Source organism: Sphingomicrobium aestuariivivum (assembly GCF_024721585.1).
Lineage (GTDB): Bacteria > Pseudomonadota > Alphaproteobacteria > Sphingomonadales > Sphingomonadaceae > Sphingomicrobium > Sphingomicrobium aestuariivivum.
The window spans coordinates 1263790-1286064 of sequence record NZ_CP102629.1 but is presented as its reverse complement, the minus strand read 5'-3'; the positions used below and the strand labels follow the sequence as shown (position 1 = coordinate 1286064).

Sequence of the window (22275 nt, the reverse complement as noted above, 5' to 3'; positions counted from 1 at the left end):
GGCGGCATGATCGCTCCTGCAATCGCACGAGGGAGGGGATTTTGCCAATCGCGTTGATGTTGGCCCTGTTGGCTGGCCTGCAGGATGCCCCGCCGGCACAAGTGCCGCCCGTCGATGCCGCCGGCCTGACAAGCGACCAGGTGACTGCCGAAGGCCCCGAGGACACGCTGCCGGGCGCCGCCGCGCTGCCGGCCATTTCCTCGGGCCGTATCACCCAGATGATGTTCGCCGATGGCGCCGCCGCCGGTGTCGGCGAGGTGTGGGTCTGGACCCCGCCATCCTATGGCCGCGACCCGCGTGCCCGCTTTCCCGTTCTCTACATGCATGACGGCCAGAACCTGTTCGACCCCGCCTTCACCAATTACGGCAAGGAATGGGGGATGGACGAGGCGATCACGCGATTGAGCCGTCGCGGCGACCTGCGTGAATGGATCGTCGTCGGCATCCGCAGCCCCGAGACGCGCTGGCTCTCGCTCTTTCCGGAAAAGCTGCTCGACTTCCTGCCGCCCCAGCGACGCGCTGCGCTGGCCGCGACGATCGGCGAGGAACGGCTCGACCGCTCGGCCTTTCGCGGCGACGAGTATCTCGACTGGGTGGTCACGCGCCTCAAGCCCTATATCGACCGCCGCTATCCGACCCATGCCGACCCCGCCAACACGGCGGTGATGGGCGCCTCGATGGGCGGGCTGATGAGCCTTTATGCGGTGGCCGAATATCCCAAGGTGTTCGGGCAGGGCGCGGGGCTTTCCACCCATTTCGCGCTTGGCAACCCGATCGAGGACGAGGCGGAAGTGCCCGCGCATGTCGCCGACATGGTCGCGGCGTGGGACGCCTATCTCGATTCGACCCACATCGATCCCGAGATGAACATGCTCTACGTCGATCATGGCACCGCCACGCTCGATGCAAGCTACGAACCCTATTATGTCGCCTTTGCGGAAATGATGACGAAGGGCGGCTGGGCGCCGACCCATTTCGAGAGCCGCCGCTTCAAGGGCGCCGAGCATGACGAGGACGGCTGGCGCGAGCGGGTCGACATCCCGCTCGGCTTTCTCGACCGCTACGACCCGTAAGGGCTAGCCGCGCACATCCTTGGCGATGGCGTCGAGCAGGCCGTTGACGAAGCCCTTTTCGCGCTGCTCGAAGAAGGCGTCGGCGACATCGACATATTCGTCGATCACCGCACCGCGCGGCACGTCGGCGCGCGCGACCAGCTCGTAGGTGCCCGCGCGCAGGATGGCGCGCATCGCGCGGTCGAGACGGTCGAGGCTCCAGCCTTCACTGAGCTTGGCCGAGATCTTCTCGTCGAGATCGTCCTTGCGCGCCAGCACGCCCGCGACGATGTCGTCGAAGAACAGCACTTCGGCCTCGGCATATTGCACGTCCTCGATCACCTGCCCGAGGCGGTGTTCGTGGAATTCGTGGATGAGCTGCGCGGTGCCCGTGCCTTCCATTTCCTGCTGGTAGAGGGCCTGGACGGCGGCGAGCCGCGCGGCGGAACGGCTTTTCGATCTCGACATGGGGCGTGCCTTTGCGCGCTAACCCATTTGAATGCAAGGGTGTGCGCGAAGGAGCGATGATGACCGCCACTCCTGCACAGGCCTTTTCGAACCAGGTCGACTATTGCCGCGCCAATGGCGCGCCGCTCACTGCCGCCATCGTGAAGGCGGTGTGGGACGGGCTCGATCCCGAAAGCGCGCTCGGGCGGCTGGTCCACGACTGGCCGCGCGATCCGCTGCACGATGTCGTGCCGCTGCGCGTCGCGGCGGGGTTGCAGGCGCTCCATCTGTCGGGCGCCGAGCCGCGCCTTACGCCGCTTTATGCGGGCGAACTGCGGCGTGAGGAGGTCGGGCCCCTCGTCGCCGCGGTGCTCGCAACGCATGAGGCTGCGATCCTGCCGTGGATGAAGGGGCCGCCGCAGACCAACGAGGCGGGCCGCGCGGCCGGGCTGATGGCGGGGCTGAAATGGCTGGCGGGCCAAGGGCTCGGCCCGCGCTTCGAGCTGGTCGAAATCGGCTCGAGCGCGGGCATCAACCTCATGCTGGACCGTTTCCGCATCGACCTCGGCGGCACGCGCGCCGGCCCTGCGGACAGCCCCGTCCGGCTCGCGCCCAAATGGAAAGGCCCCCCGCCGCCCGACGCGCCGGTCGAGATCATCTCTACCACCGGCTGCGACCGCGACCCGCTCGACCTTTCGAGCGAGGCGGACCGCATCCGCCTTGCTGCCTATGTCTGGCCCGAGATGAAAGAGCGCACCGCGCGGCTCCATGCCGTCTTCGACCTCGCCGAGGCCCACGGCGCTCCGCATGTCGTCCACGCCGATGCCGCCGAGTTCGTCGAGACGCAGCTTGCCGCGCCGCGAGCGAATCACGTCACCCGCGTGCTGATGCACAGCCTCGTCTGGCAATATCTGCCGGTAGAGACGCAAGCCCGTATCCGCCTCGCGATGGAGGAGGCGGGGAGGGCGGCCACCCCAGCGCAGCCGCTCGCCTGGGTCAGCCTCGAGGGCGACCGCACGCTGCTGCGCCATGTGCTGAAGGTCCGCTACTGGCCGCGCGGGGAGGCGGAAGTCACGCTCGCGCACGGACATGCGCATGGCGGCTGGATCGATTGGCTAGCCGAGGAAGGCGTGTAGCGCTTCGGCCACCGGTTCGGGCTTCTCCCACGGGACGAAATGACCCGCATCGTCGATCTTCTTGACGGTCAGGTCCTCGACCAGTGCATCGAGCCCGTCCAGCTGGCAGGGCAGGAGGGCCGGGTCCTTCATCCCCCAGACGACCAGCGTGGGGATGCGGATTTTCGGCACGCCCGTCATCACCCAGTCGGGATAGGGCACATCCTCCTCGTCCATCGCGGGCACGAGGATCGGCCCCGCGCGATACCAGGCGAGCATGCCCTCGAGCGCGCGTTCGCCGCCCCATTCCTCAAGATAGGCCCTGCGATCCTCGTCGGGGATGGAAGCGAGGTCGACATGCGGCGCAAAGCTCTTCTCGAAGAAGGTCTCGAGCCCCATTTCGCGGATATGCTCTTCCATCGCCGTCTCGCGGAAGCGGCGCATATACTGGCTCGCCTCGCGCTGGGCGGGATCGTCGATCAGCGTTTTCTGGAAGATGAGCGGGTGGGGCGAATTGATGATGGCGAGGCGTTCGATATGCGGCCCGCCCCTGAGCGCCGCCGCCCAGGCCACCGCACCGCCCCAGTCATGGCCGACGAGGCTGAACCTGTCGTGCCCCAGCGCCTCGGCCAGCGCGAGCAGGTCTGCAATCGCCTTGTCGGTGCGATAGTCATCGAGGTCGTGCGGCTTGTCCGACCCGCCGAACCCCCGCTGGTCGGGCATGATGAGCCGGAAGCGGTCCTCGAGCAGCGGCACGATCCCGCGCCACGTGCGGTGCGATTCGGGAAAGCCGTGGAGGAGGATGACGGGCCGCGCGTCCCCGGGACCGGCGGTGGCGACGTTGAGGCTGATGCCGGTCGACAGCTTGATACGCTCGGTCTTCATCTAGGGCTTTCCTCCCATGGCTTCCGGGCCGCGCCTAAAAGGCCGCGGGCGGGGGCGATCCATAGTCGATGAAGAGCGATGCCCGCGGCGTCAAATCCATCCGACCGCTCAAGCTCCAGCCAAGCTCATCATCCCCGTCCGATGCCCGGGCCGAGAAAGTGCCGGCTCGTGTGGTGGTTCCGATGAAGACGAGCCGCGACAAGTCGATGTTCGAGAAGACCGTCGCCGCGCTGCCATCGCATTTGTCCTGCTCACTCCGGTCCCAGCAGCGGAATGTCGCCGCGGTATCGCCCGTTGCGGCCTCGACCTGTAGCACATGAAGCCGTTCGACCAGTGAAACGGCCTGCTCGACATCAAGCAACGGGCTGACCCGCGCCCATTGTTCTTCGGACGCGCAGTCGCCGCCATAACGTAGCTCGTGCGATGTCTTGCCGCCAAAGGCGAAGATCCGTCCGTCCTCGTGCGTCAAATAGAAGCGGTGAGCGGCTCGCACACAGATATTTGCGCGATGGGTTTCAGCGGCGGCGTAAAGGGTCACCCGGTCGGGCCTGTCGTTGCGATAGCTGATCTGCACCCGCTCGACCGGGCCAGGCTCGCGCTCGGGCAGCAGCAATTCCCGCCATGTGTCGGGCGAAATTTCCTCGACCGGCGCGGCAGGCAAGGCCTTGGCGTGAGGATGTCGGCTATCCCAGTCGGGAGCAGCCAACACCATCAACAGACCTGCCATCAACATCGGCTCACTCCCCAGACGCTACGCGGTGCACCCTGTCAGCGCGCTGCTAGCGCGGCAAGTCTCAAGGATAGCTCACCGTCTTGGGCACCTCGGGGATGGGGATGCGCTCGACATCGTCGCCGGGCACGGTCGGGAAGCGGTGTGCGTTCCAGTCCTCCTTCGCCTGCTCGATCCGCTCGCGGCTCGAGGAGACGAAATTCCACCACACGTGGCGTTTGGTGGAAAAAGCCCCGCCGCCAAGCAGCATCGCGCGGCCCTTGCCCTTCAGCGTCATCGCCTCGCCGGGCTTGAGGATATAGAGGTTGAACGGCTCGAGCGGCTGGTCATCGAGGCTCATCACGCCTTCGGTCACCATCACCGCGCGCTCGTCGGCGTCGGCGTCGATCGGGATCGCGCCATTGTCGAGGATGATATCGGCATAGATGGTCGGGCTGTGCTGCAGTGTGCCTGCGCTCTTGCCCCACAGGCTGCCCATCAGCACTCGGGCCGAGGCATTGACGTCCTCGATCAGCGGCAGATGCTCCTCGGTGACATGGTCGAAGGCGGGGGCGATCTCTTCCTTGCCGTCGGGCAGGGCAAGCCATGTCTGCATGCCGTAGAGCCGCGGCCCCGCATCGCGTTCTTCCTGCGGGCTACGCTCCGAATGCACGATGCCCTCGCCCGCGGTCATCAGGTTGATCGCGCCGGGGCGGATGACCTGGCTGGTGCCGAGGCTGTCGCGGTGATGGATCGCGCCCTCGAAGAGATAGGTCACGGTGGCAAGGTTGATATGCGGGTGCGGGCGCACGTCCATGCCCTCGCCGGTGGCCATCTGCGCGGGGCCGAATTCGTCGACGAAGATGAAGGGGCCGACCATCGTGCGCGGGCGGCTCGGCAGCACGCGGCGGACCTTGAAGCTGCCGAGGTCGTGGACGCTCGGGGTGATTTCCTTCAATTCGCTCATGCGGCCTCCGCTGGTGTCTGCGCCAGAATCGCCAACGCATGGATCGGATTGTCCATGAGGTCGCCGATCGCCTTGTAGACCAGCCGCTGGCGCTGGACGCGGTTCAATCCGTCGAACTGCGCCGACACGATATGCAGGGACCAGTGCGTCTCGCCCGAGCCGTCGTCGCCCATGTGGCCGGCATGGGCGGCGCTGTCATTGTCGAGCTTCAGGGTGACGGGCGCGAGGGCGTTCGTCAGGCGGCGGATGATCTCGGCGCTGGTTTTTGTCTCCATCGCTCCCATATAGGGGCGCGAGCGCATGACCAGAAGACACGAAAAATTCCATGGCCGCGTCGAAGGCTCGGGCCGGCGATGCGCCGTTCCCGGCTGCGGCGATGCGGGCGAATTCCGCGCGCCCGTGACGCCGGGCGATTTCGACGGCCCCGGCGAGGTGCGCTGGCTGTGCCTCGACCATGTCCGACAGCACAACAGCGCCTACAATTATTTCGCCGGCATGAGCCCGCAGGAAATCGCCGAGGAACAGTCGCCGATCCCGCGGCGCGAGAGCCACGGCGGCAAGCGTTTCAACTTCACCGATGTCGGAGACCCGGGGCCGCGCTGGGCCGATTTCGACGATCCCTTCGATGCCATTGCCGCGCGCTTCCGGAACGGCGCCTCGATGCGCGAGGAGGCGGTGCGCGCCCGCTTTTCGGCGAGCGAACAGGAAGCGCTCCATGTCCTCGGGCTCGGCAATGACGCCGACCTCCACGGCGTGCGCAAGGCCTATGCCGCGCTGGTGCGCAAATATCATCCCGACCGCAATGGCGGCGACCGGCGCCACGAAGCCAGATTGCGCGCCGTCATCGACGCCTTCCAGCGGCTGAAGAAGAGCCCCGCTTTCGCCTAGCTCCCGCGATAGCCGCCCTGCTGCCGGAACGCCCAGCGCAGGGTCCGCGCGGTGGCCAGCGTGCCGAGCCGTGCGGGCAGCGCCGACAGCCGCGGCGCATTGAGGCCCAGCATCCCCCGCGCCCAGTCGGGCAGTAGAGCCACCGCCTCGGCGGCGATCATTTTCTGCAGCGCGGCTGGGGTTCCCGGCGGGCGCTGGGCCAGCACCAGCCGCGCCACCTCGCGCGCCGCCGCACTGGTCGCGAGGTCGCCGCGCATGTCCTCGAACATCGCCGTCGCCGCGGCCTCGCTACGCGGCACCGGATCGGCACCCAGCTTGTCGGCGATCAGCGCGAACTGTTCGAAATAGCGGTCGGCCTTGGCCTGCGGCCAGTCGGGCGCGACATATCGGCGATAGCCGGCAAGGAAGCTCGTCGCCTCGGCGACATGGACCCACGCCAGCACCCTCGGGTCCGTCGCGCGATAGGCGCCGCCGTCCGGCAGGCTGCCTCCCACCGCGGCATGGATGCGATTGACGCGGTCGACCGCCTCCTGCGCAGCATCGGCATGGCCGAAACTGGTCACCGCGATGAAGCGCGCGGTGCGGCGCAGGCGTCCGTGCATGTCGGCGCGAAAGTCCGAATGGTCGAGCACGCCCTGCAGGGCATGCGGATGGAGCATCTGGAGGAGGAGCCCGCGAACCCCGCCGACCATCATGCCCACAATATCGGCATGGACCAGCCGGATCGGACTGTCCTTCTCGAACCAGGCGTCATCGGACGGCGGGACAGGCTGCTGCCCCCGCTCGTTGAAGACCGAGCGGACATGGGCGATCAGGCGCTGGCGGACGGCTTCGACCGGCATGGCACCAGCATAAGCGAGGCGCTCGCTGCCTGCCTAGCTGGCGCTTGTGCCGTCACGCCTCGGTGTCGAGCAGGGGCATAAAGCCGCCGTAGATCATGCGCTTGCCGTCGAAGGGCATGTCCATCAGCTCGGGATGCGCCTTCATATGCTCTTCCATCTTCCCCCACGCTGCATTGCGCGTGTCGCGGTCGGGCCACTCGGTCCAGCTGAAGACGGTGACTTCTCCTGCTTCGGCCAGAACGGCGGTGTGGAAGTCGTTCCGCTCGCCCTTGGGGCAATCATCCTCGATCGTCTCGACGACGCGTAGCGCGCCCCACTGCTTGAACAGCGGCGCCATCCGTTTGGCGGTGGCGCGATAGGCATCCAGCTTGTCCTTCGGAACGGGAATGAGGAAACCGTCGACATAGGCCATGATCGTCTCCCTGTTGCTAATGAGGCCATAGCAGCGTCGGCGGAGTCGGGCCTATCGCGCGACCACCTCCCGAAAGACCATTGTTGTCGGATCGGGCCCGAACCCCTAAGTCCACCCCCATGAACGATCCGATGAACGCGCCCATCGACACCGCCGAAGAGCTGGTCCTGTCCGCCCCCGACATGGAGGTGAGCGTCCGCGACACCTTCGGCATCGACAGCGACATGATGGTCCCCGCTTTTTCCAAGGCCGACCCCCGCGTTCCCGACGCGGACCCCGCCTATGTGTTCGATCCCGACACGACGATCGCGATCCTCGCGGGCTTCGCGCATGACCGCCGCGTCATGGTCCAGGGCTATCACGGCACGGGCAAGTCGACCCACATCGAACAGGTCGCCGCGCGCCTCAACTGGCCGCTCATCCGCATCAACCTCGATGCGCACATCAGCCGCATCGACCTCGTCGGCCGCGATGCCATCGTCCTCAAGGACGGCCAGCAGGTCACCGAGTTCAAGGAAGGGCTGCTGCCCTGGTGCCTCCAGCACCCCGTCGCGCTCGTCTTCGACGAATATGACGCCGGCCGCCCCGACGTCATGTTCGTCATCCAGCGCGTGCTGGAGACGGAAGGCAAGCTGACGCTCCTCGACCAGAACCGCGTCATCAAGCCGAACCCCTGGTTCCGCCTGTTCGCGACGACCAACACGGTCGGCCTCGGCGACACCACCGGCCTCTATCATGGCACGCAGGCGATCAACCAGGGCCAGATGGACCGCTGGAACATCGTCACCACCCTGAACTATCTCCCCGCCGAGACCGAGGCGCGCATCGTGCTGGCCAAGTCGGGCGAATATGACAAGCCCGAGGGCAAGAAGACCGTCGAGCAGATGATCAAGGTCGCCGACCTGTCGCGCCAGGGCTTCATCAACGGTGACATCTCGACCGTCATGAGCCCGCGTACCGTCATCAGCTGGGCGCAGAATGCGCTTATCTTCGGCGATGTCGGCTATGCCTTCCGCGTCTCCTTCCTCAACAAGTGCGACGAGGCCGAGCGTCCGGTGATCGCCGAATATTACCAGCGCGTCTTCGGTGAGGACCTGCCCGAGAGCGTGGCGAGCCGCGCGGGCTGATGCCCGAGCCCGACAATCTCGACCTGTTCCGCCGCGCGCTGACCGGCGCGGCGCGGGCGCTTGCCCGTGACGAGACGCTCGAGGTCGCCTTTGCCGAGCAGGGAAAGAGCGGGGAGGGGCGCATCCCCTCGCCGGGCCGCGACCTCGCGCCCGCGCTGGTCGCCGAGGCACGCGGCGCCGCCGATGCGCTGGCGCTCCGGCACCGCTTCCACGACGAACCCGCGCATTTGCGGCGCGCCCCCGCCGATGTCGAGGCGCGCGCGCTCTACGATGCGCTCGAGACCGCCCGCGTCGAGGCGCTGGGCGGGCGCGAGTTTCCGGGGGTGAAGGGCAATCTCAAGGCGCATGCCGAAGCGCGCGTGCGCGTGTCGCCGCTGATGCGCGCGCGCTCGCCAGAGGAGGTGCCGCTCGAGATCGCGGTCGGCCTCATGGCTCGCCAGCGGTTGACGGGCGAGCCGCCCTCGCAGGCCGTCCAGCGCAAGCTCGACCTCGTCCGCGAGACGGTCGAGGCCAAGGCCGGCGACAGCCTCGATGCGCTGGCCGACGCATTGGACGATCAGGACGCCTATGCCGCGCTCATCCGCAAGGTGCTCGCCGACCTCGACTTCGACCTTGAGGAGGACATGGACGGCGAGGCCGAGGATCCCGACGAGGGAGAGGACGAACAGCCCCCCGAGGAAGGCGGCGACGACGGCGAGGACAGTGAGGAAGAAGACGACGCCTCAAAGGACCAAGGCGAGCCCGAACAGCGGCCCGAGGAACAGGAAGGCGAGGATGACGGCTCGGCCGAGATGGACGATGCCGACATTCCCGAGACGGGCGAGGATTCGGACGCCGCGCACGAGCCGCGGCAGGGCCGCCGCCCCGACTGGGCCGAGGCCCCGCGCGAGGGCTACAAGGTCTTCACCACTGCGCATGACGAGATCGTCCATGCCGAGGAATTGTGCGACGCCGACGAACTCGATCGCCTGCGCACCTATCTCGACGGACAGGTGGCGGGGCTGGCGGGCGTCGTCACGCGGCTCGCCAACCGCCTCCAGCGCAAGCTCATGGCGCAGCAGGCGAGGAGCTGGGACTTCGACCAGGAGGAAGGCCTGCTCGATGCCGCGCGGCTCGCCCGCGTCGTCGTCTCGCCGACCCATTCCTTAAGCTACAAGATCGAGCGCGATACCGAGTTCAAGGACACGGTCGTCAGCCTGCTCATCGACAATTCGGGCTCGATGCGCGGGCGCCCCATTTCGATCGCGGCCATCTGCGCCGACGTGCTGGCGCGCACCCTCGAGCGATGCGGGGTGAAGAGCGAGATCCTCGGCTTCACCACCCGCGCGTGGAAGGGCGGTCTCAGCCGAGAGGACTGGCGCGCGGCGGGTTGCCCGCCGCAGCCGGGGCGCCTCAACGACCTTCGCCATATCATCTACAAGCAGGCCGACGAACCCTATCGCCACGCCCGCCGCCCGCTGGGCCTGATGATGCGCGAGGGACTCTTGAAGGAGAATATCGACGGCGAGGCGCTGATCTGGGCGCACCAGCGACTGATCGCGCGCGCCGAGGAGCGCCGGTTGCTGATCGTCATCTCGGACGGGGCGCCGGTCGACGATTCGACCGGCTCGGCCAATTCGGGCGCCTATCTCGAGACGCACCTCAGGCAGGTCATCGACTGGGTCGAGACGAAATCGCCCGTCGAACTGGCCGCCATCGGCATCGGCCATGACGTCACGCGCTACTACAAGCGCGCGGTCACCATCATGGATGCCGAGCAGCTGGGCGGCGCGCTGATGGACCAGCTCGCCGGGCTCTTCGATGTCGAGATGCGCTGAACATGAAACGGGCCCGGACGGTAGCAGCCGTCCGGGCCCACCCTCGATACGCGACGCGAGGGATAATGGGACAGGGAAAAGGGGGGAAACCCTGTCTCTGCAAACACTTATGCATGATTCGCGCCTGACGGGGACTGAATAGCCGATGCAGCTACCGTTCAGGCTCCTCGGTGCCGGCCTCTTGTTTGCCGCCATCATGCAGTTCGACTTGCGCCACGACCTCTTTTGGGGGTGGACACCGCCGCTGCGCGAGGGCGACATCGATCGCTCGCTTTCGCCTGCGGCCCTCGGCGACGACCTGCCGCCCGGCTGGCGGGTCGGCGCGGCATGGCACGTGGCGCCGGGCGCCCTCGCGGCCTCGGGATGGTCGGGACTCGATATCGCGCCCGATGGCCAGCTCGTCATCCTCAGCGATCTCGGTATCGGCGTCGAAATGGAGCCGCCCGCACCGGACCAGCGGCGCGCGCGGCTCGTCCGCTTCCCGCTCACCGCCATCGGCTGGCCATCGGATGCCGAGGCAATCGCCATCGACCGTGACCGGCTGGTCGTCACCTTCGAGGGCTATGCCCGCCTCCTCGTGCGCGATGCGCAGGTCGAGCATCTCGAACCGCTGCCGGGCTTTGCCGACGACAATCGCGGCGCCGAGGCGATGTTCGCCGCGCGCAACAGCTTTTACGTCATCGGCGAGGACGGCGAGCGCGCCCTGCGCTTCGCCGGCGGGCGGTTCGAACCCGTCGCCATCACTGGCACGAGCCTCATGCCGACCGGCGCGGCGCGCTGGCCTGGGCGCGATGACGGGCTGCTGCTCGAACGCGGCATCTCGATCTTCGGGCTGCGCGCGACGGTAGCGCGGCTCGAGGTCGCGGAAGGCGGGCTCCTTGTCTCGGACCCGCAGCCGCTCGGGCTCGGCATTCTCGACAATGCCGAGGGAATCGCCATCAGCGCGGCGGCGGATGACGGCTATCATGTCTGGCTGGTGACGGACGACAACGGGCGGGCACCGCAGCGGACCTTGCTGGTCCGGTACGATGTCCCGCCTGATGGGTGGCCGTTCGGCTAGTCGGATCGCGCCCGCGGACGCGACCGGTCAGACGCGAAAGCTTAGGCCTGCGCGGCCTTCGCCTTGGCGACTTCCTTCTTGAGCTTGGCAGCCTTGGCCGACAGCTTGTCGCTGTTGGTCTTGAGGAGCCAGTTGTCGAGACCGCCATTGTGCTCGACCGAGCGCAGACCGTGGGTCGACACGCGCAGCTTGACGCGGCGGTCGAGGGTCTCGCTCAGAAGCGTGACGTTCTGCAGGTTCGGAAGGAAAACCCGCTTGGTCTTGTTGTTGGCGTGGGAAACGTTGTTGCCCACCTGCCGGCCCTTGCCGGTCAGTTCGCAGACGCGCGACATAATCTTCGTCCTGTGTCGGTTGGGGACCGCACCGGTCCCGGAAAGCGCTGCCACCTAGCCCGACCTGTCGCGAAGGTCAACCGATTCGCCGACCGTTTCCACCAGTGTCGGCAACCCGACTCGCGATTTTGACGTTTTTGACGTGACCCATCCACCGGAGGAGAAAGCCGTGCGCGCCCTTGTCGCTATCATCTTGCTGATCCTTGTCGCCGCCATCATCGCGGTCGGCTTCGGTTTCATCGGTGGCAGTAACGAGCGGATCCGCGCCGCCACGCCGACCATCGACAACGGGGTCGCCGACATGCGTGACCAGGGCCCGGGCTTCGAAGTCGAGGCGGGCACCCGCTCCCCCGGCGCACCGGAGCCGCCTGTCGGAACGGCGACCGAACGGATGGCCGATACCGAGGCTGCTGCCGACGAGCCCGAGACCGGCAGCGCCGAGCGCGACGCCGCGCCGGCCGGGACCTTCCCTGCCGCCTCCTGAGGCGTGACAATCCCCTCGATCTCGCGCTAGCGGGGGAGGCGATGACCGCCTTTCCGCTCCCCGCCCCGATGCGCCGTGCGCTCGACCTTGCCGCCGCTGCCGCAGCGGCAGGCGAGGTGCCCGTCGGCGCGGTCGTCACCGATGCCGCGGGCAAGCTGCTGGCCGAGGGCGAGAACCGCATGCGCCGCGACGCCGACCCCTCGGCCCATGCCGAGATGGTCGCGATCCGCGCCGCCGCGAAGGCGCTCGGCAGCGAGCGGCTCGTCGGTTGCCATCTCTATGTGAGCCTCGAGCCCTGCGCCATGTGTGCGGGCGCCATCGCGCTGGCCCGCATCGAACGGCTCACCTATGCCGCCGAGGATCCCAAGGGCGGCGCCGTCGCCCATGGCCCGCGCCTGTTCGGCCAGCCGACCTGCCACCACCGCCCCGAGGTGCTGGCGGGGCTGGGCGAGGAGGAGGCCGCCGCCATGCTGCGCGCCTTCTTCGCCGAGCGGCGATAGCGCATAAGGAAAAGGCCCCCGTTCCCGAAGGAACGAGGGCCTCATCATTCGCGAACGATCGCGCCGGGGCTTAGTAGCCCGCGGCGTTCACGTCATTCTGGGTCACCGGGACGACCTTGATTTCCACGCGGCGGTTCTGCGCGCGGCCATATTCGGTCGAATTGTCGGCGATCGGCTGCGATTCGCCATAGCCGACGGTGGCCATGCGCGCGCGCTGCACGCCCTGCATGGCGAGATAGTCGGCGACCGCATTGGCACGGTTCACCGACAGCGTCTGGTTGTAGCTGTCCGAACCGGTCGAATCGGTGTGGCCCATGACGTCGATATAGGTCGAATCATAGGTCTTCAGCGTGTTCGCCACCTCGTTCAGCGTCGTGCGGAACTCGGGCTGGATCGAGTAGCTGTCGGTCGGGAAGGTGATGCCCGAGGGCATGCGGAGGAGGAGCTCGTCGCCGTCGCGGATGACATCGACGCCGGTGCCCGCGGTGGCGCGCTTCAGGTCCTGCTCCTGCTTGTCCATGTAGGCGCCGACGGCGCCGCCGGCGACCGCACCGACACCCGCGCCGATGATCTTGGCGGTACGATCGTTCTTGCCGCCGATGATGTCGCCGAGGAGGTAACCGAGCACGGCGCCGGCGCCGGTGCCGATCGCGGCTTCGGTCGACACGCGCTTGTTGCCGGTCATCGCATCGGTCGTGCAGGCCGCGGTCCCGAGACCCGCCACGACGGCGATCGCGGTCATCTTGTGCGTCATTTTCATTGAAAAACTCCCTTGGAAACTCAAATATCGGAGGAAGAAAGAGCCTCCCCCCTCCTTGGTTCCATCCGTGCCCTTTACGAAACGTTTCGGAACCTCAACTGAACGCGCGAACTTGTCGGATCACCGTTAAGCCGCCAAAGGAATGACGATAACGACCATGATTTCGCCCGAACCCTTTCCTGTTCTCGACCTTTTCGTGCTGCTCGCGCTGATCGGGCTCAACGGCGTGCTCGCGATGAGCGAACTGGCGATCGTCTCGGCGCGCCCCTCGCGGCTACGCTCGATGGCCGAGCAGGGCTCGAGCGGCGCGGCGCGCGCGCTCGACCTCGCCAGCGAACCCGGCCGCTTCCTCTCGACCGTCCAGATCGGCATCACCCTCATCGGCATCCTCGCGGGTGCCTATTCGGGCGCGACCTTCGGCGAACCCGTGGCGCAGCGGCTCGAGCTGCTGGGGATGGCGGGGGCCACCGCCGACAGCGTCGGCTTCGGGCTGGTCATCGTGCTGACCACCTATGTCAGCCTCGTCATCGGCGAACTCGTCCCCAAGCAGATCGCGCTCAGGAACCCCGAGCCCATCGCCGCCATGCTGTCGCGCCCGATGGCGAGCCTCAGCCGCATCACCGCGCCGCTCGTCTGGATCCTCGACAAGACCAGCGCGCTCATCTTCAAGCTCGCCGGGATGAACCGCGAGAACGACCAGGCGGTCACCGCCGAGGAACTCCACCTCGTCGTCGCCGAGGCGCAATCGGCAGGCGTGCTCGAGGAATCCGAGCGCGCGATCATCTCCTCGGTCGTGCGCCTTGCCGACCGCCCCGTGCGCGAGATCATGACCCCGCGCACCGAGATCGACTGGCTCGCCGCCGACGCCAGCGTGGCCGACATCCGCGAGGAGCTGTCCAACACCCCGCACAGCCGCCTGCCGGTCGCCAATGGCTCGGTCGACGATATCGTCGGGATCGTCAGCGCGCGTGACCTCCTCGACGCCATGCTCGACGGGCAGGCGCTCGACCTCACCGCGCTCGCGCGCCCCGCGCCGATCATCCCCGACCTCATGGACGCGATGGACGCATTGGACGTGCTGCGCGAGGCCGAGGTGCCGCTCGCGCTCGTCCACGACGAATATGGCCATCTCGACGGCATCGTGACGCCCGGCTCCATCCTCATCGCGCTCGCCGGCAGCTTCCGCAACGACGAGGACGAGGAAGAGCCCGTGCGCGCCCGCGAGGACGGCTCGTGGCTTGTCTCGGGCACCGCCAATGCGGAGATCCTCGTCGAGAAGCTGGGCCTCAAGCTCGACGAGGACCGCGACTATTCGACCGCCGCGGGGCTCGCGCTGGCGGTGCTGCGCCGCCTCCCCGAGGAAGGAGAGAAATTCGCCTTCCAGGGCTGGGTCTTCGAGATCGTCGATATGGACGGGCGCAAGATCGACAAGCTCATCGCCGCGCGCCAGAAAAAACGCCGCCGGAAAGCTCCGGCGGCGTCCTGAACCTTAGAAGTTTCGGCCCCTAAAGGTTGCCGAACTTCGTGCGGTAACCGTCCATGTCGCCGCGCGCGAGATAGTCGGCCTGCTCGACCACGCGGTCGCGCTGAAGGCGGCCCTTGAAGCTGCCGAGATGCTCGTCGATCTTCTCGAGCTGGGCGGGGGTGAGCTTGGCGAGCTGGTCGTAGCGCACGATGCCGAGATCGTTCAATGCGGTCGCCAGCTTGGGGCCCACGCCCTTCAGCTTGCGAAGATCGTCGGGCTCGCCGGTCGCGCCGGGCAACTGCTCGTGCACCTCGGCCTGCATGAACTGGCCGGTCACGTCGGTCAGCCCCGCGGCGGCCTCGTCGACCACCGTGCGGCCTTCCTTCGAGCGCCCGTCGGCGATGATCGTCCCCTTGGTCTCGGCCGCTTGCATATGCGGGCGCTTGGGCGCGCTGTCATCCGACAGGGTGACGCGCTGCTTGGGGCGGAAGATGAGCCAGCCGGCGATGATGCCGACGACCAGCGCGATGACGATCACCGGCCAGTAGGTTTGGATGAGCGTGTCCATGGAAATGCTCCTCAGATCTCGAAACGATAGGGGTCGCGGGGGCGACCGAACAGGAAGAAGGCGATCAACAGGCCCGCCCCGAAGGCGGCGAGCCCCGCCAGCTCGACCTCGATGACGAGCGGCAATAGCGGTGTGCCCTCGACGACGCGCGGACCGTCCGGAACGATCCATTGCACGTCCTCGACCTGCGGCAGGCCCGACAGGATGCGCGCCAGTTCCTCGCGCTGGAAGTCATTGGCCTCTCCCGCCAGCCACAGCCGCCGCGTCAACGGCTCGCGCTCGACGAAGGGCGTGATGTGCGGCATCTCGTAATAGTCGAGATTGCGCCGCGCGAGTTCCTCGGTCTCGAAGGTATAGCGCGCCGCCGCCTGGCCGGCGGGCCCGTGCCACAGGGCAGTGGCGACCACCACGAGGGCGATGCCGAGAAGGAGGACGAGGCGCGGCTTCATCGCCGACCGCTGTGCCACGGCCCGCGAGGGGCTGGCAAGGGGCGGCAATCAGCCATCCCGGCCCAACTCGCGCCAGCCGATGTCGGAGCGGTGGAAACCGTCGGCAAAGTCGATCTTCTCGAGCGCCGCATAGGCCGCATCGCGCGCATCCTCGAGGCTCTCGCCCGCGCCGGTGACGTTGAGCACGCGCCCGCCCGCAGCGACCAGCTGGCCGTCGTCGGCACGCGCGGTGCCCGCCTGGAAGACGATCGCGCCATCCTCCTCGGCCGCCTCGATGCCGTTGATCGCGCCGCCCTTGGTCGAGCCCGCCGGATAGCCCTTCGAGGCCACCACGACGGTCATCACATGCGCCTCCTCGAGCGCCAGCGGCTCGGCCTTCTCGAGCCCGCCGGACGCCACCGCGTGCAGCGCCTTTGCAAGGTCGCCCGCGATGCGCGGCATGATCGCCTGGCATTCGGGATCGCCGAAGCGGACATTATATTCGATCAGCTTGGGGCCGTCCTTGGTCAGCATGAGGCCGGCATAGAGAACGCCGCGATAGGCCATGCCCTGCTCGCTCAGCCATTTGGCGGTCGGCGCGACGATCTCGCGCATCGCGCGGTCGGCGAGGTCGTCGGTGAGGACGGGGGCGGGGCTATAGGCACCCATGCCGCCCGTATTGGGCCCGGTGTCGCCCTCGCCGACGCGCTTGTGGTCTTGTGCCGAGGCGAGGAACTGCACGCTCTCCCCGTCGCACAGGGCGAACAGGCTCGCTTCCTCGCCCTCGAGGAATTCCTCGATCACCAGCGGCGCATCGCCCGCCTCGCGCACCGCCTCCTCGGCTTCCTCGCGGGTCATGGCGACGGTCACGCCCTTGCCCGCGGCGAGGCCGTCGGCCTTGACCACGACGGGCACGCCGAAGCGCTCGATCGCGGCAAGGCCGGCCTCGACGCTGGCGGTTTCCTCATAAGCGGCGGTGGGGATGCCCGCATCGTCGCAGATGCGCTTGGTGAAGCTCTTCGATCCCTCGAGCATGGCCGCGCCCTTGCCGGGGCCGAAGCAGGGGATGCCCGCCGCCTCGAGCTTGTCGGCAAGGCCGGCGACCAGCGGCGCCTCGGGGCCGACGACGACGAGGTCGGCGCCGAGCCCGTGGGCCAGCCGGACCGTGCCGTCGATGTCGCCGAGGTCGAGGCTGTGGACCTCGTCGGCCCAGCGCGCCATGCCGGGATTGCCCGGCGCGACATGCAGTTCCTCGCAAGAGCCGCATTGCGAAAGTCGCCACGCCAGCGCATCTTCGCGTCCACCCGAACCCAAGAGCAGGATCTTCATCATCGCCTCCAAGCCACCCGTTTCCGGCCTGTTAGCGTCCGAAAGCCCCGGCGACAATTCGCCCGCGCAGGGTGTGGGCGAACTTTCCCGCGCGCTGAAGCGCACTGTGGAGGACCGCTTCGGCCATGTGCGCGTGCGCGGCGAGATCTCGGGCTGGAAGCGCGCGGCCTCGGGCCACTGCTATTTCACGCTGAAGGACGAGGACGCCTGCATCGACGCGGTGCTGTGGAAGGGGCAGGCGGGGCGGCTCGCCTTCGCCCCCGAGGATGGCGCCGAAGTCATCGCCTCGGGCAAGGTCACCACCTACCCCGGCCGCTCCAAATACCAGATCGTCGTGAATTCGATGGAGCTGGCGGGCGAGGGCGCGCTGATGGCGCTGCTTGAAAAACGCAAGGCGGCGCTGAAGGGCGAGGGGCTGTTCGACAAGGCGCGCAAGAAGCCGCTGCCCTATCTCCCGCGCGTGATCGGGGTGGTCACCAGCCCGACCGGCGCGGTCATCCGCGACATCCTTCACCGGCTCGAGGACCGTTGTCCGAGCCATGTCATCCTCTGGCCGGTGCCGGTGCAGGGCGAGACGGCCGCCGCGCAGGTCGCCGCCGCCATCCGCGGCTTCGACGCGCTCGACGGGTCAGGGCCGGTGCCGCGTCCCGACCTCCTCATCGTCGCACGCGGGGGCGGCTCGATCGAGGATTTGTGGGCCTTCAACGAGGAAGTGGTGGTGCGCGCCGCCGCCGACTGCTCGATCCCGCTGATCAGCGCGGTCGGCCACGAGACCGACGTCACCCTCATCGACCATGCCGCCGACAAGCGTGCCCCGACCCCGACCGCCGCTGCCGAGATGGCGGTGCCGGTGCTGGCCGAATTGAAGGGCTGGCTCGGCGAACTCGACCGCCGCATGAACGAGCGCATGGCGCGCACGCTGCGCGAGCGCGGCGAACGGGTGGCAGGGCTGGCCGAGCGGCTGCCCACGGCCCGCCGACTGACCGACTTGCCGCAGCGGCGTCTCGCAGAAGCGGCGCGCGGCTTGCGCTCGGGGCTGGTGATGCAGGCGCAGGCCGCGGCGGCTCGGCTGTCAGCAGTTGCCTCAAGGCAACAGCCTGCGGTGCTCGATCGCCGGGTAGTCGCCGGACAGGAGCGGGTGACGGCTGCTGGAGAACGCCTTGCCAACGGGCTGCGCGAGGGCGCGCGGCGCGGGCAGGCGCGGCTCGACCAGCAGGGCGAACGCGCTCTTGCGGGGCTCCGCCAGCACTATCGCCGCGAGGAGGCGCGCAGCCGCTCGATCCTCGCGCGGCTCCGGCCCGAACCGATCGAGCGGCGACTGGACGACCTGTCGCAGCGGCTCGATGCTGCATGGAGCATGGCCAGGCTCGCGCACCCCGACGGGCCGCTCGAGCGGGGATTCGTGCGGGTCATGGCGGGGGACGATGTCGTCACCGGCGTTGAGGTCGCAAGAAGGGCGGGGACATTGGACCTCGTCTTCCACGACGGGCGCCTTGCCGTGGTGCCGGCGGGTGAGGGGGCACCTCCTGCCCGCCGCCCCGTTGCGAAGCGGGCGCGGAAACCCTATCTCGCCCCCGACCAGGGCGGCCTTTTCGACGCCCGCGACGACAACGGAGACTGATCATGCTGCTGGGCGGCGGGCGCGAGGCGCGCCTTCATTATGACGATGCCACCTTCCGGCTGATCGCTCACGGCACCTTCGTGCGCTGCGCCGTCACCGGAAGCCGGATTCCGCTCGCAGAACTGAAATACTGGTCTGTCGAACGGCAGGAGGCCTATGTCGACGCCCATGCTAGCTTGGAAGCCGAACGGCGGGCTAGAGGCGGCACGATCGGCTGAACGATTGGCTGAACTCTGGGGTTTACGCGCCCGTAACCCCGTTTCCGGCCCCTGTGTCGGCTAAGCAACAGCTGTCGCAAAAGTGTCTTTTCGAGCGCTCCTGCGGTTGCGTAACGAACCTTTCCCCTTAGCGTCCCGAGCGATGGCGGCGATGAGCGTCGTTACATCTAGCTTTTCACGTCGGCCCGGGGGCTGACGACGAGAGGGGAATTTATGAAGATCGAAAAGAAGAACGTGCTGCTGGCCAGCACCGTGATCGCCGGCATGGCGTTCTCGGCGCCTGCCTTTGCACAGGACATGGGCGAGGAAACTGGCCCGGTCGAACAGCAGAATGTCGACGTCAACGCTGAGGGCACGCCCATCAACGAAGTCGAAGACATCGTCATCACCGGTACGCGCATCGCGCGTCCGAACATCGACAGCGCCAGCCCGGTGACCGTCGTGGGCGAGGAAGTCATCGCCCAGACCGGTACCACCCGCGTCGAAGACCTTCTCAACTCGCTCCCGCAGGTGACCCCGGGCCAGACCGCGTTCGTTTCGAACGGCGCGAGCGGCACCGCCACGGTCGACCTTCGCGGCCTCGGCTCGGCCCGCACCCTCGTGCTGGTCAACGGCCGTCGCCTCCAGCCGGGTGACCCCAACAACCCCGTCGCCGACATCAACCAGATCCCCGCTTCGCTCATCGAGCGCGTGGACGTTCTGACCGGCGGCGCCTCGGCGACCTACGGTGCCGACGCTGTGGCCGGTGTTGTCAACTTCATCATGAACACCGACTTCGAAGGCATCCAGCTCGATGCTTCGTACGGTGTCTACCAGCACGACAACCGTGGCGAGCGTGACTTCGGCGGCGTGTCGATCATCGACAGCCTCGACGCGCGTGGCTTCGAATATCCGACGGGTTCGGTGTGGGACGGCGACACGCTCGACGTCACCCTGACCATGGGCGCCGGCTTCGACGACGGTCGCGGCAACGCGGTCCTCTACGTCGGCTACCGCGAGATCGAACCGATCCTCCAGGGCGACCGCGACTACTCGTCCTGCGCCATCGATGACGAAGGCGTTTGCGGCGGTTCGTTCAACTCGCCGTGGGCCACCATCGTCGACCCGACCTTCGGTGACTACTTCTTCGGTATCGCCGGTGGTTCGGACGATTTCTCGGACTTCGGTGGTGCGGGTGCGCCGCTCTACAACTATGCGCCGGTGAACTTCTTCCAGCGTCCCGACAAGCGTTGGACCGCTGGCGGTTTCGCCAACTATGAAGTCAACGACAACGTCGAAGCCTATGCCGAGTTCATGTTCATGGACGACCGCTCGGACGCCCAGATCGCTGAATCGGGCACCTTCTTCGCGGAAGTCTACAACATCTCGTGCGACAGCCCGCTGCTGTCGGCTGCCCAGGGCGCCGAGCTCTGCGCCGCGATCGACGGTGTGGAAGATGCCGGTGACGATCCCGTCGCCGACGGCGTCGTCCCGCTGCTCATCGGTAAGCGTAACGTCGAAGGTGGTGGTCGTAACAACAACCTGCGCCACACCGCCTATCGCCTCGTCGGTGGCCTTCGCGGCGACATCACCGACCGCTTCAGCTACGACGTCAGCGCCCAGTACGGCCTGACCGACTATGCCTCGTTCTACTCGAACGACTTCTCGCTGTCGCGTCTCCGCCAGGCCCTCCAGGCCACCACGGATTCGAACGGCAACGTGATCTGCGCCGACCCGACCGCGGTTGCCGCGGGCTGTGTGCCCTACAACCCGTTCCAGGGTTCGGGCATCGTCGACAACCCCGAAGACGGCATCACCCAGGCGTCGCTCGACTATGTGCTCGTCCCGGGCCAGGTCACCGGCTACGTCGATGAAACCGTCGTCCAGGGCTATGTCACCGGCGAACTGTTCAACATCGATCCGATGGAAGCCGTTGGCGGCCTCATCGGTGTTGAATATCGCGACGTCGGCCTCGTGACCCAGCCGGACATCACCTTCCAGACCGGCGACCTTGCCGGCCAGGGTGGTAACCAGCCGCCGGTCGAAGGCAGCTACAACGTCACCGACATCTTCGGCGAACTTCTCGTTCCGATCATCTCGGGCATGACCGGTGTCGAGCGTCTCGCGCTCGAACTCGGCTATCGCTACTCGGACTACTCGACCGGTGCGACCACCGACACCTACAAGATCCTGGCCGAATACCAGCCGATCGACGAGGTGAAGTTCCGTGGTGGTTACAACCGCGCGGTCCGCGCCCCGAACGTGGTCGAACTGTTCGGCCCGGTCCAGCGTGGCCTGTGGAACGGTACCGATCCGTGCTCGGGCGCCACGCCCGAATTCACCGCAGCGCAGTGCGCCAACACCGGTGTGACCGCTGGCCAGTATGGCGGCATCACCCCGAGCCCGGCGTCGCAGTACAACGGTGTGTTCGGCGGTGAACCGAACCTCCAGCCGGAAGAAGCCGACACCTGGACTGCCGGTGTGGTGTTCGAAGGCGGCACGACCCTTCCGGGCTTCGTTGCCACCCTCGATTACTACCAGATCGACGTTGAACAGGCGATTTCGACCTACGGTGCCGAACTGATCGTTCGTCAGTGCGGCCTGACCGGCAACGCCGAATTCTGTGACCGCATCACCCGTGACCCCGTTTCGGGTTCGCTGTGGGCGGGTCAGAACGGCTTCGTCGTCGACCGTAACGTCAACATCGGTGGCTTCTCGACCGAAGGTCTCGACCTTGGTCTGAGCTACGGCCGTGACGTCGGCCCGGGTCGTCTCAACCTCGACCTGCTCGGCACCTACCTGATGGAATATGCCTTCGATCAGGGCATCCCTGCCGACGGTGGTGACGGGGTCGTGGATTGCGCCGGCTATGTCGGTGGCACCTGTGGCTTCCCGCAGCCGGAATGGCGTCACACCCTGCGTGCGGCGTACAACATGGACAACGGCTTCGGTGCCTCGATCCGTTGGCGTCACATCGGCGGTGTCGAACTCGACGAGTTCATCACCGACGCCGACCGTGGCTTCTCGGGTGAACCCGATCCGGCCGGTAACATCGAATCGTGGAACCTGTTCGACCTCACGCTCACCTACGACGTGACGGACGACATCGGTCTCATGGTCGGTGTGAACAACATCTTCGACATCTCGCCGCCGCTGGTCCCCGCGGACTACGGCACGGATAACGCCAACACCTGGGCGGGTACCTACTCGCCGGTTGGTCGCTATCTGTTCGCGAGCACCTCGATCAAGTTCTAACGAACTGGGTCAAGG

Annotated in this window: 24 protein-coding genes; 12 read left to right on the top strand and 12 right to left on the bottom strand. The window is 67.3% G+C overall.

Features of this window, described 5'->3' with window-relative positions:
• The first annotated feature begins 56 nt into the window (after window positions 1–56).
• Window positions 57–1073, top strand: coding sequence for an alpha/beta hydrolase (locus NUW81_RS06675; RefSeq protein WP_245111726.1), 1017 nt, complete (start codon window positions 57–59; stop codon window positions 1071–1073).
• Window positions 1074–1076: 3 nt separating this feature from the next.
• On the opposite strand, the gene nusB is transcribed toward NUW81_RS06675, so the two are convergent.
• On the bottom strand, window positions 1077–1520 hold the full coding sequence (gene nusB / locus NUW81_RS06670; protein ID WP_245111724.1) for a transcription antitermination factor NusB: 444 nt from the start codon (window positions 1518–1520) through the stop codon (window positions 1077–1079).
• Between the two features lie 56 nt (window positions 1521–1576).
• Here nusB and NUW81_RS06665 point away from each other — a divergent pair, with 56 nt between their 5' ends.
• Window positions 1577–2635 (top strand): DUF2332 domain-containing protein, encoded by a 1059-nt coding sequence (locus NUW81_RS06665; RefSeq protein WP_245111722.1) that lies wholly within the window; start codon window positions 1577–1579, stop codon window positions 2633–2635.
• On the opposite strand, the gene NUW81_RS06660 is transcribed toward NUW81_RS06665, so the two are convergent.
• The 4 genes from NUW81_RS06660 to NUW81_RS06645 all read right to left on the bottom strand — a co-directional run bounded on the left by NUW81_RS06660 (window position 2615) and on the right by NUW81_RS06645 (window position 5477).
• On the bottom strand, window positions 2615–3499 hold the full coding sequence (locus NUW81_RS06660) for an alpha/beta fold hydrolase (protein ID WP_245111721.1): 885 nt from the start codon (window positions 3497–3499) through the stop codon (window positions 2615–2617). The genes NUW81_RS06665 and NUW81_RS06660 overlap by 21 nt on opposite strands.
• Before the next feature lie 34 nt (window positions 3500–3533).
• On the bottom strand, window positions 3534–4232 hold the full coding sequence (locus NUW81_RS06655; protein WP_245111720.1) for a hypothetical protein: 699 nt from the start codon (window positions 4230–4232) through the stop codon (window positions 3534–3536).
• A 61-nt stretch (window positions 4233–4293) separates the two neighbouring features.
• Complete coding sequence (locus NUW81_RS06650; protein ID WP_245111719.1) at window positions 4294–5175, bottom strand: pirin family protein; 882 nt, start codon at window positions 5173–5175, stop codon at window positions 4294–4296.
• Complete coding sequence (locus NUW81_RS06645; protein ID WP_245111718.1) at window positions 5172–5477, bottom strand: BolA family protein; 306 nt, start codon at window positions 5475–5477, stop codon at window positions 5172–5174. The genes NUW81_RS06650 and NUW81_RS06645 overlap by 4 nt, the downstream gene beginning before the upstream one ends.
• Here NUW81_RS06645 and NUW81_RS06640 point away from each other — a divergent pair.
• Window positions 5476–6063, top strand: coding sequence for a J domain-containing protein (locus tag NUW81_RS06640; RefSeq protein WP_245111717.1), 588 nt, complete (start codon window positions 5476–5478; stop codon window positions 6061–6063). The two genes, NUW81_RS06645 and NUW81_RS06640, sit on opposite strands and share 2 nt — an antisense overlap.
• Here the strand turns inward: NUW81_RS06640 and NUW81_RS06635 are convergent.
• Together NUW81_RS06635 and NUW81_RS06630 are read right to left on the bottom strand one after the other, a co-directional pair.
• Window positions 6060–6905 carry an oxygenase MpaB family protein gene (locus tag NUW81_RS06635; RefSeq protein ID WP_245111716.1) on the bottom strand — a complete coding sequence of 282 codons (846 nt, stop codon included), beginning with the start codon at window positions 6903–6905 and terminating at the stop codon, window positions 6060–6062. The two genes, NUW81_RS06640 and NUW81_RS06635, sit on opposite strands and share 4 nt — an antisense overlap.
• A gap of 52 nt (window positions 6906–6957) precedes the next feature.
• Window positions 6958–7317: a DUF1428 domain-containing protein gene (locus NUW81_RS06630; RefSeq protein ID WP_245111715.1), complete on the bottom strand. Its 360-nt coding sequence runs from the start codon at window positions 7315–7317 to the stop codon at window positions 6958–6960.
• Between the two features lie 119 nt (window positions 7318–7436).
• Here NUW81_RS06630 and cobS point away from each other — a divergent pair, with 119 nt between their 5' ends.
• The 3 genes from cobS to NUW81_RS06615 all read left to right on the top strand — a co-directional run bounded on the left by cobS (window position 7437) and on the right by NUW81_RS06615 (window position 11321).
• Window positions 7437–8444, top strand: coding sequence for a cobaltochelatase subunit CobS (cobS, locus tag NUW81_RS06625; RefSeq protein ID WP_245111714.1), 1008 nt, complete (start codon window positions 7437–7439; stop codon window positions 8442–8444).
• Window positions 8444–10261 carry a cobaltochelatase subunit CobT gene (cobT, locus tag NUW81_RS06620; protein ID WP_245111712.1) on the top strand — a complete coding sequence of 606 codons (1818 nt, stop codon included), beginning with the start codon at window positions 8444–8446 and terminating at the stop codon, window positions 10259–10261. The genes cobS and cobT overlap by 1 nt, the downstream gene beginning before the upstream one ends.
• A gap of 145 nt (window positions 10262–10406) precedes the next feature.
• Window positions 10407–11321: an esterase-like activity of phytase family protein gene (locus tag NUW81_RS06615; RefSeq protein WP_245111710.1), complete on the top strand. Its 915-nt coding sequence runs from the start codon at window positions 10407–10409 to the stop codon at window positions 11319–11321.
• A 41-nt stretch (window positions 11322–11362) separates the two neighbouring features.
• Here the strand turns inward: NUW81_RS06615 and rpmB are convergent, their stop codons facing one another.
• Window positions 11363–11653, bottom strand: coding sequence for a 50S ribosomal protein L28 (rpmB, locus tag NUW81_RS06610; protein WP_245111708.1), 291 nt, complete (start codon window positions 11651–11653; stop codon window positions 11363–11365).
• Between the two features lie 142 nt (window positions 11654–11795).
• On the opposite strand from rpmB, the gene NUW81_RS06605 reads away from it, so the two are divergent.
• Window positions 11796–12137: a hypothetical protein gene (locus NUW81_RS06605; protein WP_245111706.1), complete on the top strand. Its 342-nt coding sequence runs from the start codon at window positions 11796–11798 to the stop codon at window positions 12135–12137.
• Between the two features lie 41 nt (window positions 12138–12178).
• On the top strand, window positions 12179–12637 hold the full coding sequence (locus NUW81_RS06600) for a nucleoside deaminase (protein ID WP_245111704.1): 459 nt from the start codon (window positions 12179–12181) through the stop codon (window positions 12635–12637).
• A gap of 70 nt (window positions 12638–12707) precedes the next feature.
• Here the strand turns inward: NUW81_RS06600 and NUW81_RS06595 are convergent, their stop codons facing one another.
• Complete coding sequence (locus tag NUW81_RS06595) at window positions 12708–13397, bottom strand: YiaD family glycine zipper/OmpA-like lipoprotein (protein WP_245111701.1); 690 nt, start codon at window positions 13395–13397, stop codon at window positions 12708–12710.
• 157 nt (window positions 13398–13554) lie between these two features.
• Here NUW81_RS06595 and NUW81_RS06590 point away from each other — a divergent pair, with 157 nt between their 5' ends.
• Entirely contained in the window at window positions 13555–14883 is a 1329-nt protein-coding gene (locus tag NUW81_RS06590) for a hemolysin family protein (protein WP_245111699.1), read from the top strand.
• Window positions 14884–14902: 19 nt separating this feature from the next.
• On the opposite strand, the gene NUW81_RS06585 is transcribed toward NUW81_RS06590, so the two are convergent.
• The 3 genes from NUW81_RS06585 to purD are packed head-to-tail and all read right to left on the bottom strand — an operon-like array spanning window position 14903 to window position 17187.
• On the bottom strand, window positions 14903–15430 hold the full coding sequence (locus tag NUW81_RS06585) for a helix-hairpin-helix domain-containing protein (protein WP_245111696.1): 528 nt from the start codon (window positions 15428–15430) through the stop codon (window positions 14903–14905).
• A gap of 11 nt (window positions 15431–15441) precedes the next feature.
• The gene (locus NUW81_RS06580) at window positions 15442–15897 is read right to left on the bottom strand and encodes a hypothetical protein (RefSeq protein WP_260508484.1); all 456 of its coding nucleotides are present in this window, start codon (window positions 15895–15897) and stop codon (window positions 15442–15444) included.
• Window positions 15898–15927: 30 nt separating this feature from the next.
• Window positions 15928–17187 (bottom strand): phosphoribosylamine--glycine ligase, encoded by a 1260-nt coding sequence (purD, locus tag NUW81_RS06575; protein WP_245113721.1) that lies wholly within the window; start codon window positions 17185–17187, stop codon window positions 15928–15930.
• Here purD and xseA point away from each other — a divergent pair.
• From xseA to NUW81_RS06560, 3 genes are all read left to right on the top strand, one after another.
• Entirely contained in the window at window positions 17186–18808 is a 1623-nt protein-coding gene (gene xseA, locus NUW81_RS06570) for an exodeoxyribonuclease VII large subunit (RefSeq protein WP_425335871.1), read from the top strand. The genes purD and xseA overlap by 2 nt on opposite strands.
• A gap of 2 nt (window positions 18809–18810) precedes the next feature.
• Window positions 18811–19026 carry a DUF2093 domain-containing protein gene (locus NUW81_RS06565; RefSeq protein ID WP_245111688.1) on the top strand — a complete coding sequence of 72 codons (216 nt, stop codon included), beginning with the start codon at window positions 18811–18813 and terminating at the stop codon, window positions 19024–19026.
• 213 nt (window positions 19027–19239) lie between these two features.
• A complete protein-coding gene (locus NUW81_RS06560; protein WP_245111686.1) occupies window positions 19240–22260 on the top strand; it encodes a TonB-dependent receptor domain-containing protein in 3021 nt (1006 codons plus the stop codon).
• Window positions 22261–22275: the final 15 nt, after the last annotated feature.

Excerpts from the sequence above, each read along its gene's own strand:
- NUW81_RS06675 (WP_245111726.1), top strand. The coding sequence starts at position 57 with ATGTTGGCCCTGTTGGCTGGCCTGCAGGATGCCCCGCCGGCACAAGTG.
- nusB (WP_245111724.1), bottom strand. The coding sequence starts at position 1,520 with ATGTCGAGATCGAAAAGCCGTTCCGCCGCGCGGCTCGCCGCCGTCCAG.
- NUW81_RS06665 (WP_245111722.1), top strand. The coding sequence starts at position 1,577 with ATGATGACCGCCACTCCTGCACAGGCCTTTTCGAACCAGGTCGACTAT.
- NUW81_RS06660 (WP_245111721.1), bottom strand. The coding sequence starts at position 3,499 with ATGAAGACCGAGCGTATCAAGCTGTCGACCGGCATCAGCCTCAACGTC.
- NUW81_RS06655 (WP_245111720.1), bottom strand. The coding sequence starts at position 4,232 with ATGTTGATGGCAGGTCTGTTGATGGTGTTGGCTGCTCCCGACTGGGAT.
- NUW81_RS06650 (WP_245111719.1), bottom strand. The coding sequence starts at position 5,175 with ATGAGCGAATTGAAGGAAATCACCCCGAGCGTCCACGACCTCGGCAGC.
- NUW81_RS06640 (WP_245111717.1), top strand. The coding sequence starts at position 5,476 with ATGACCAGAAGACACGAAAAATTCCATGGCCGCGTCGAAGGCTCGGGC.
- NUW81_RS06645 (WP_245111718.1), bottom strand. The coding sequence starts at position 5,477 with ATGCGCTCGCGCCCCTATATGGGAGCGATGGAGACAAAAACCAGCGCC.
- NUW81_RS06635 (WP_245111716.1), bottom strand. The coding sequence starts at position 6,905 with ATGCCGGTCGAAGCCGTCCGCCAGCGCCTGATCGCCCATGTCCGCTCG.
- NUW81_RS06630 (WP_245111715.1), bottom strand. The coding sequence starts at position 7,317 with ATGGCCTATGTCGACGGTTTCCTCATTCCCGTTCCGAAGGACAAGCTG.
- cobS (WP_245111714.1), top strand. The coding sequence starts at position 7,437 with ATGAACGATCCGATGAACGCGCCCATCGACACCGCCGAAGAGCTGGTC.
- cobT (WP_245111712.1), top strand. The coding sequence starts at position 8,444 with ATGCCCGAGCCCGACAATCTCGACCTGTTCCGCCGCGCGCTGACCGGC.
- NUW81_RS06615 (WP_245111710.1), top strand. The coding sequence starts at position 10,407 with ATGCAGCTACCGTTCAGGCTCCTCGGTGCCGGCCTCTTGTTTGCCGCC.
- rpmB (WP_245111708.1), bottom strand. The coding sequence starts at position 11,653 with ATGTCGCGCGTCTGCGAACTGACCGGCAAGGGCCGGCAGGTGGGCAAC.
- NUW81_RS06600 (WP_245111704.1), top strand. The coding sequence starts at position 12,179 with ATGACCGCCTTTCCGCTCCCCGCCCCGATGCGCCGTGCGCTCGACCTT.
- NUW81_RS06595 (WP_245111701.1), bottom strand. The coding sequence starts at position 13,397 with ATGAAAATGACGCACAAGATGACCGCGATCGCCGTCGTGGCGGGTCTC.
- NUW81_RS06590 (WP_245111699.1), top strand. The coding sequence starts at position 13,555 with ATGATTTCGCCCGAACCCTTTCCTGTTCTCGACCTTTTCGTGCTGCTC.
- NUW81_RS06585 (WP_245111696.1), bottom strand. The coding sequence starts at position 15,430 with ATGGACACGCTCATCCAAACCTACTGGCCGGTGATCGTCATCGCGCTG.
- purD (WP_245113721.1), bottom strand. The coding sequence starts at position 17,187 with ATGAAGATCCTGCTCTTGGGTTCGGGTGGACGCGAAGATGCGCTGGCG.
- NUW81_RS06565 (WP_245111688.1), top strand. The coding sequence starts at position 18,811 with ATGCTGCTGGGCGGCGGGCGCGAGGCGCGCCTTCATTATGACGATGCC.
- NUW81_RS06560 (WP_245111686.1), top strand. The coding sequence starts at position 19,240 with ATGAAGATCGAAAAGAAGAACGTGCTGCTGGCCAGCACCGTGATCGCC.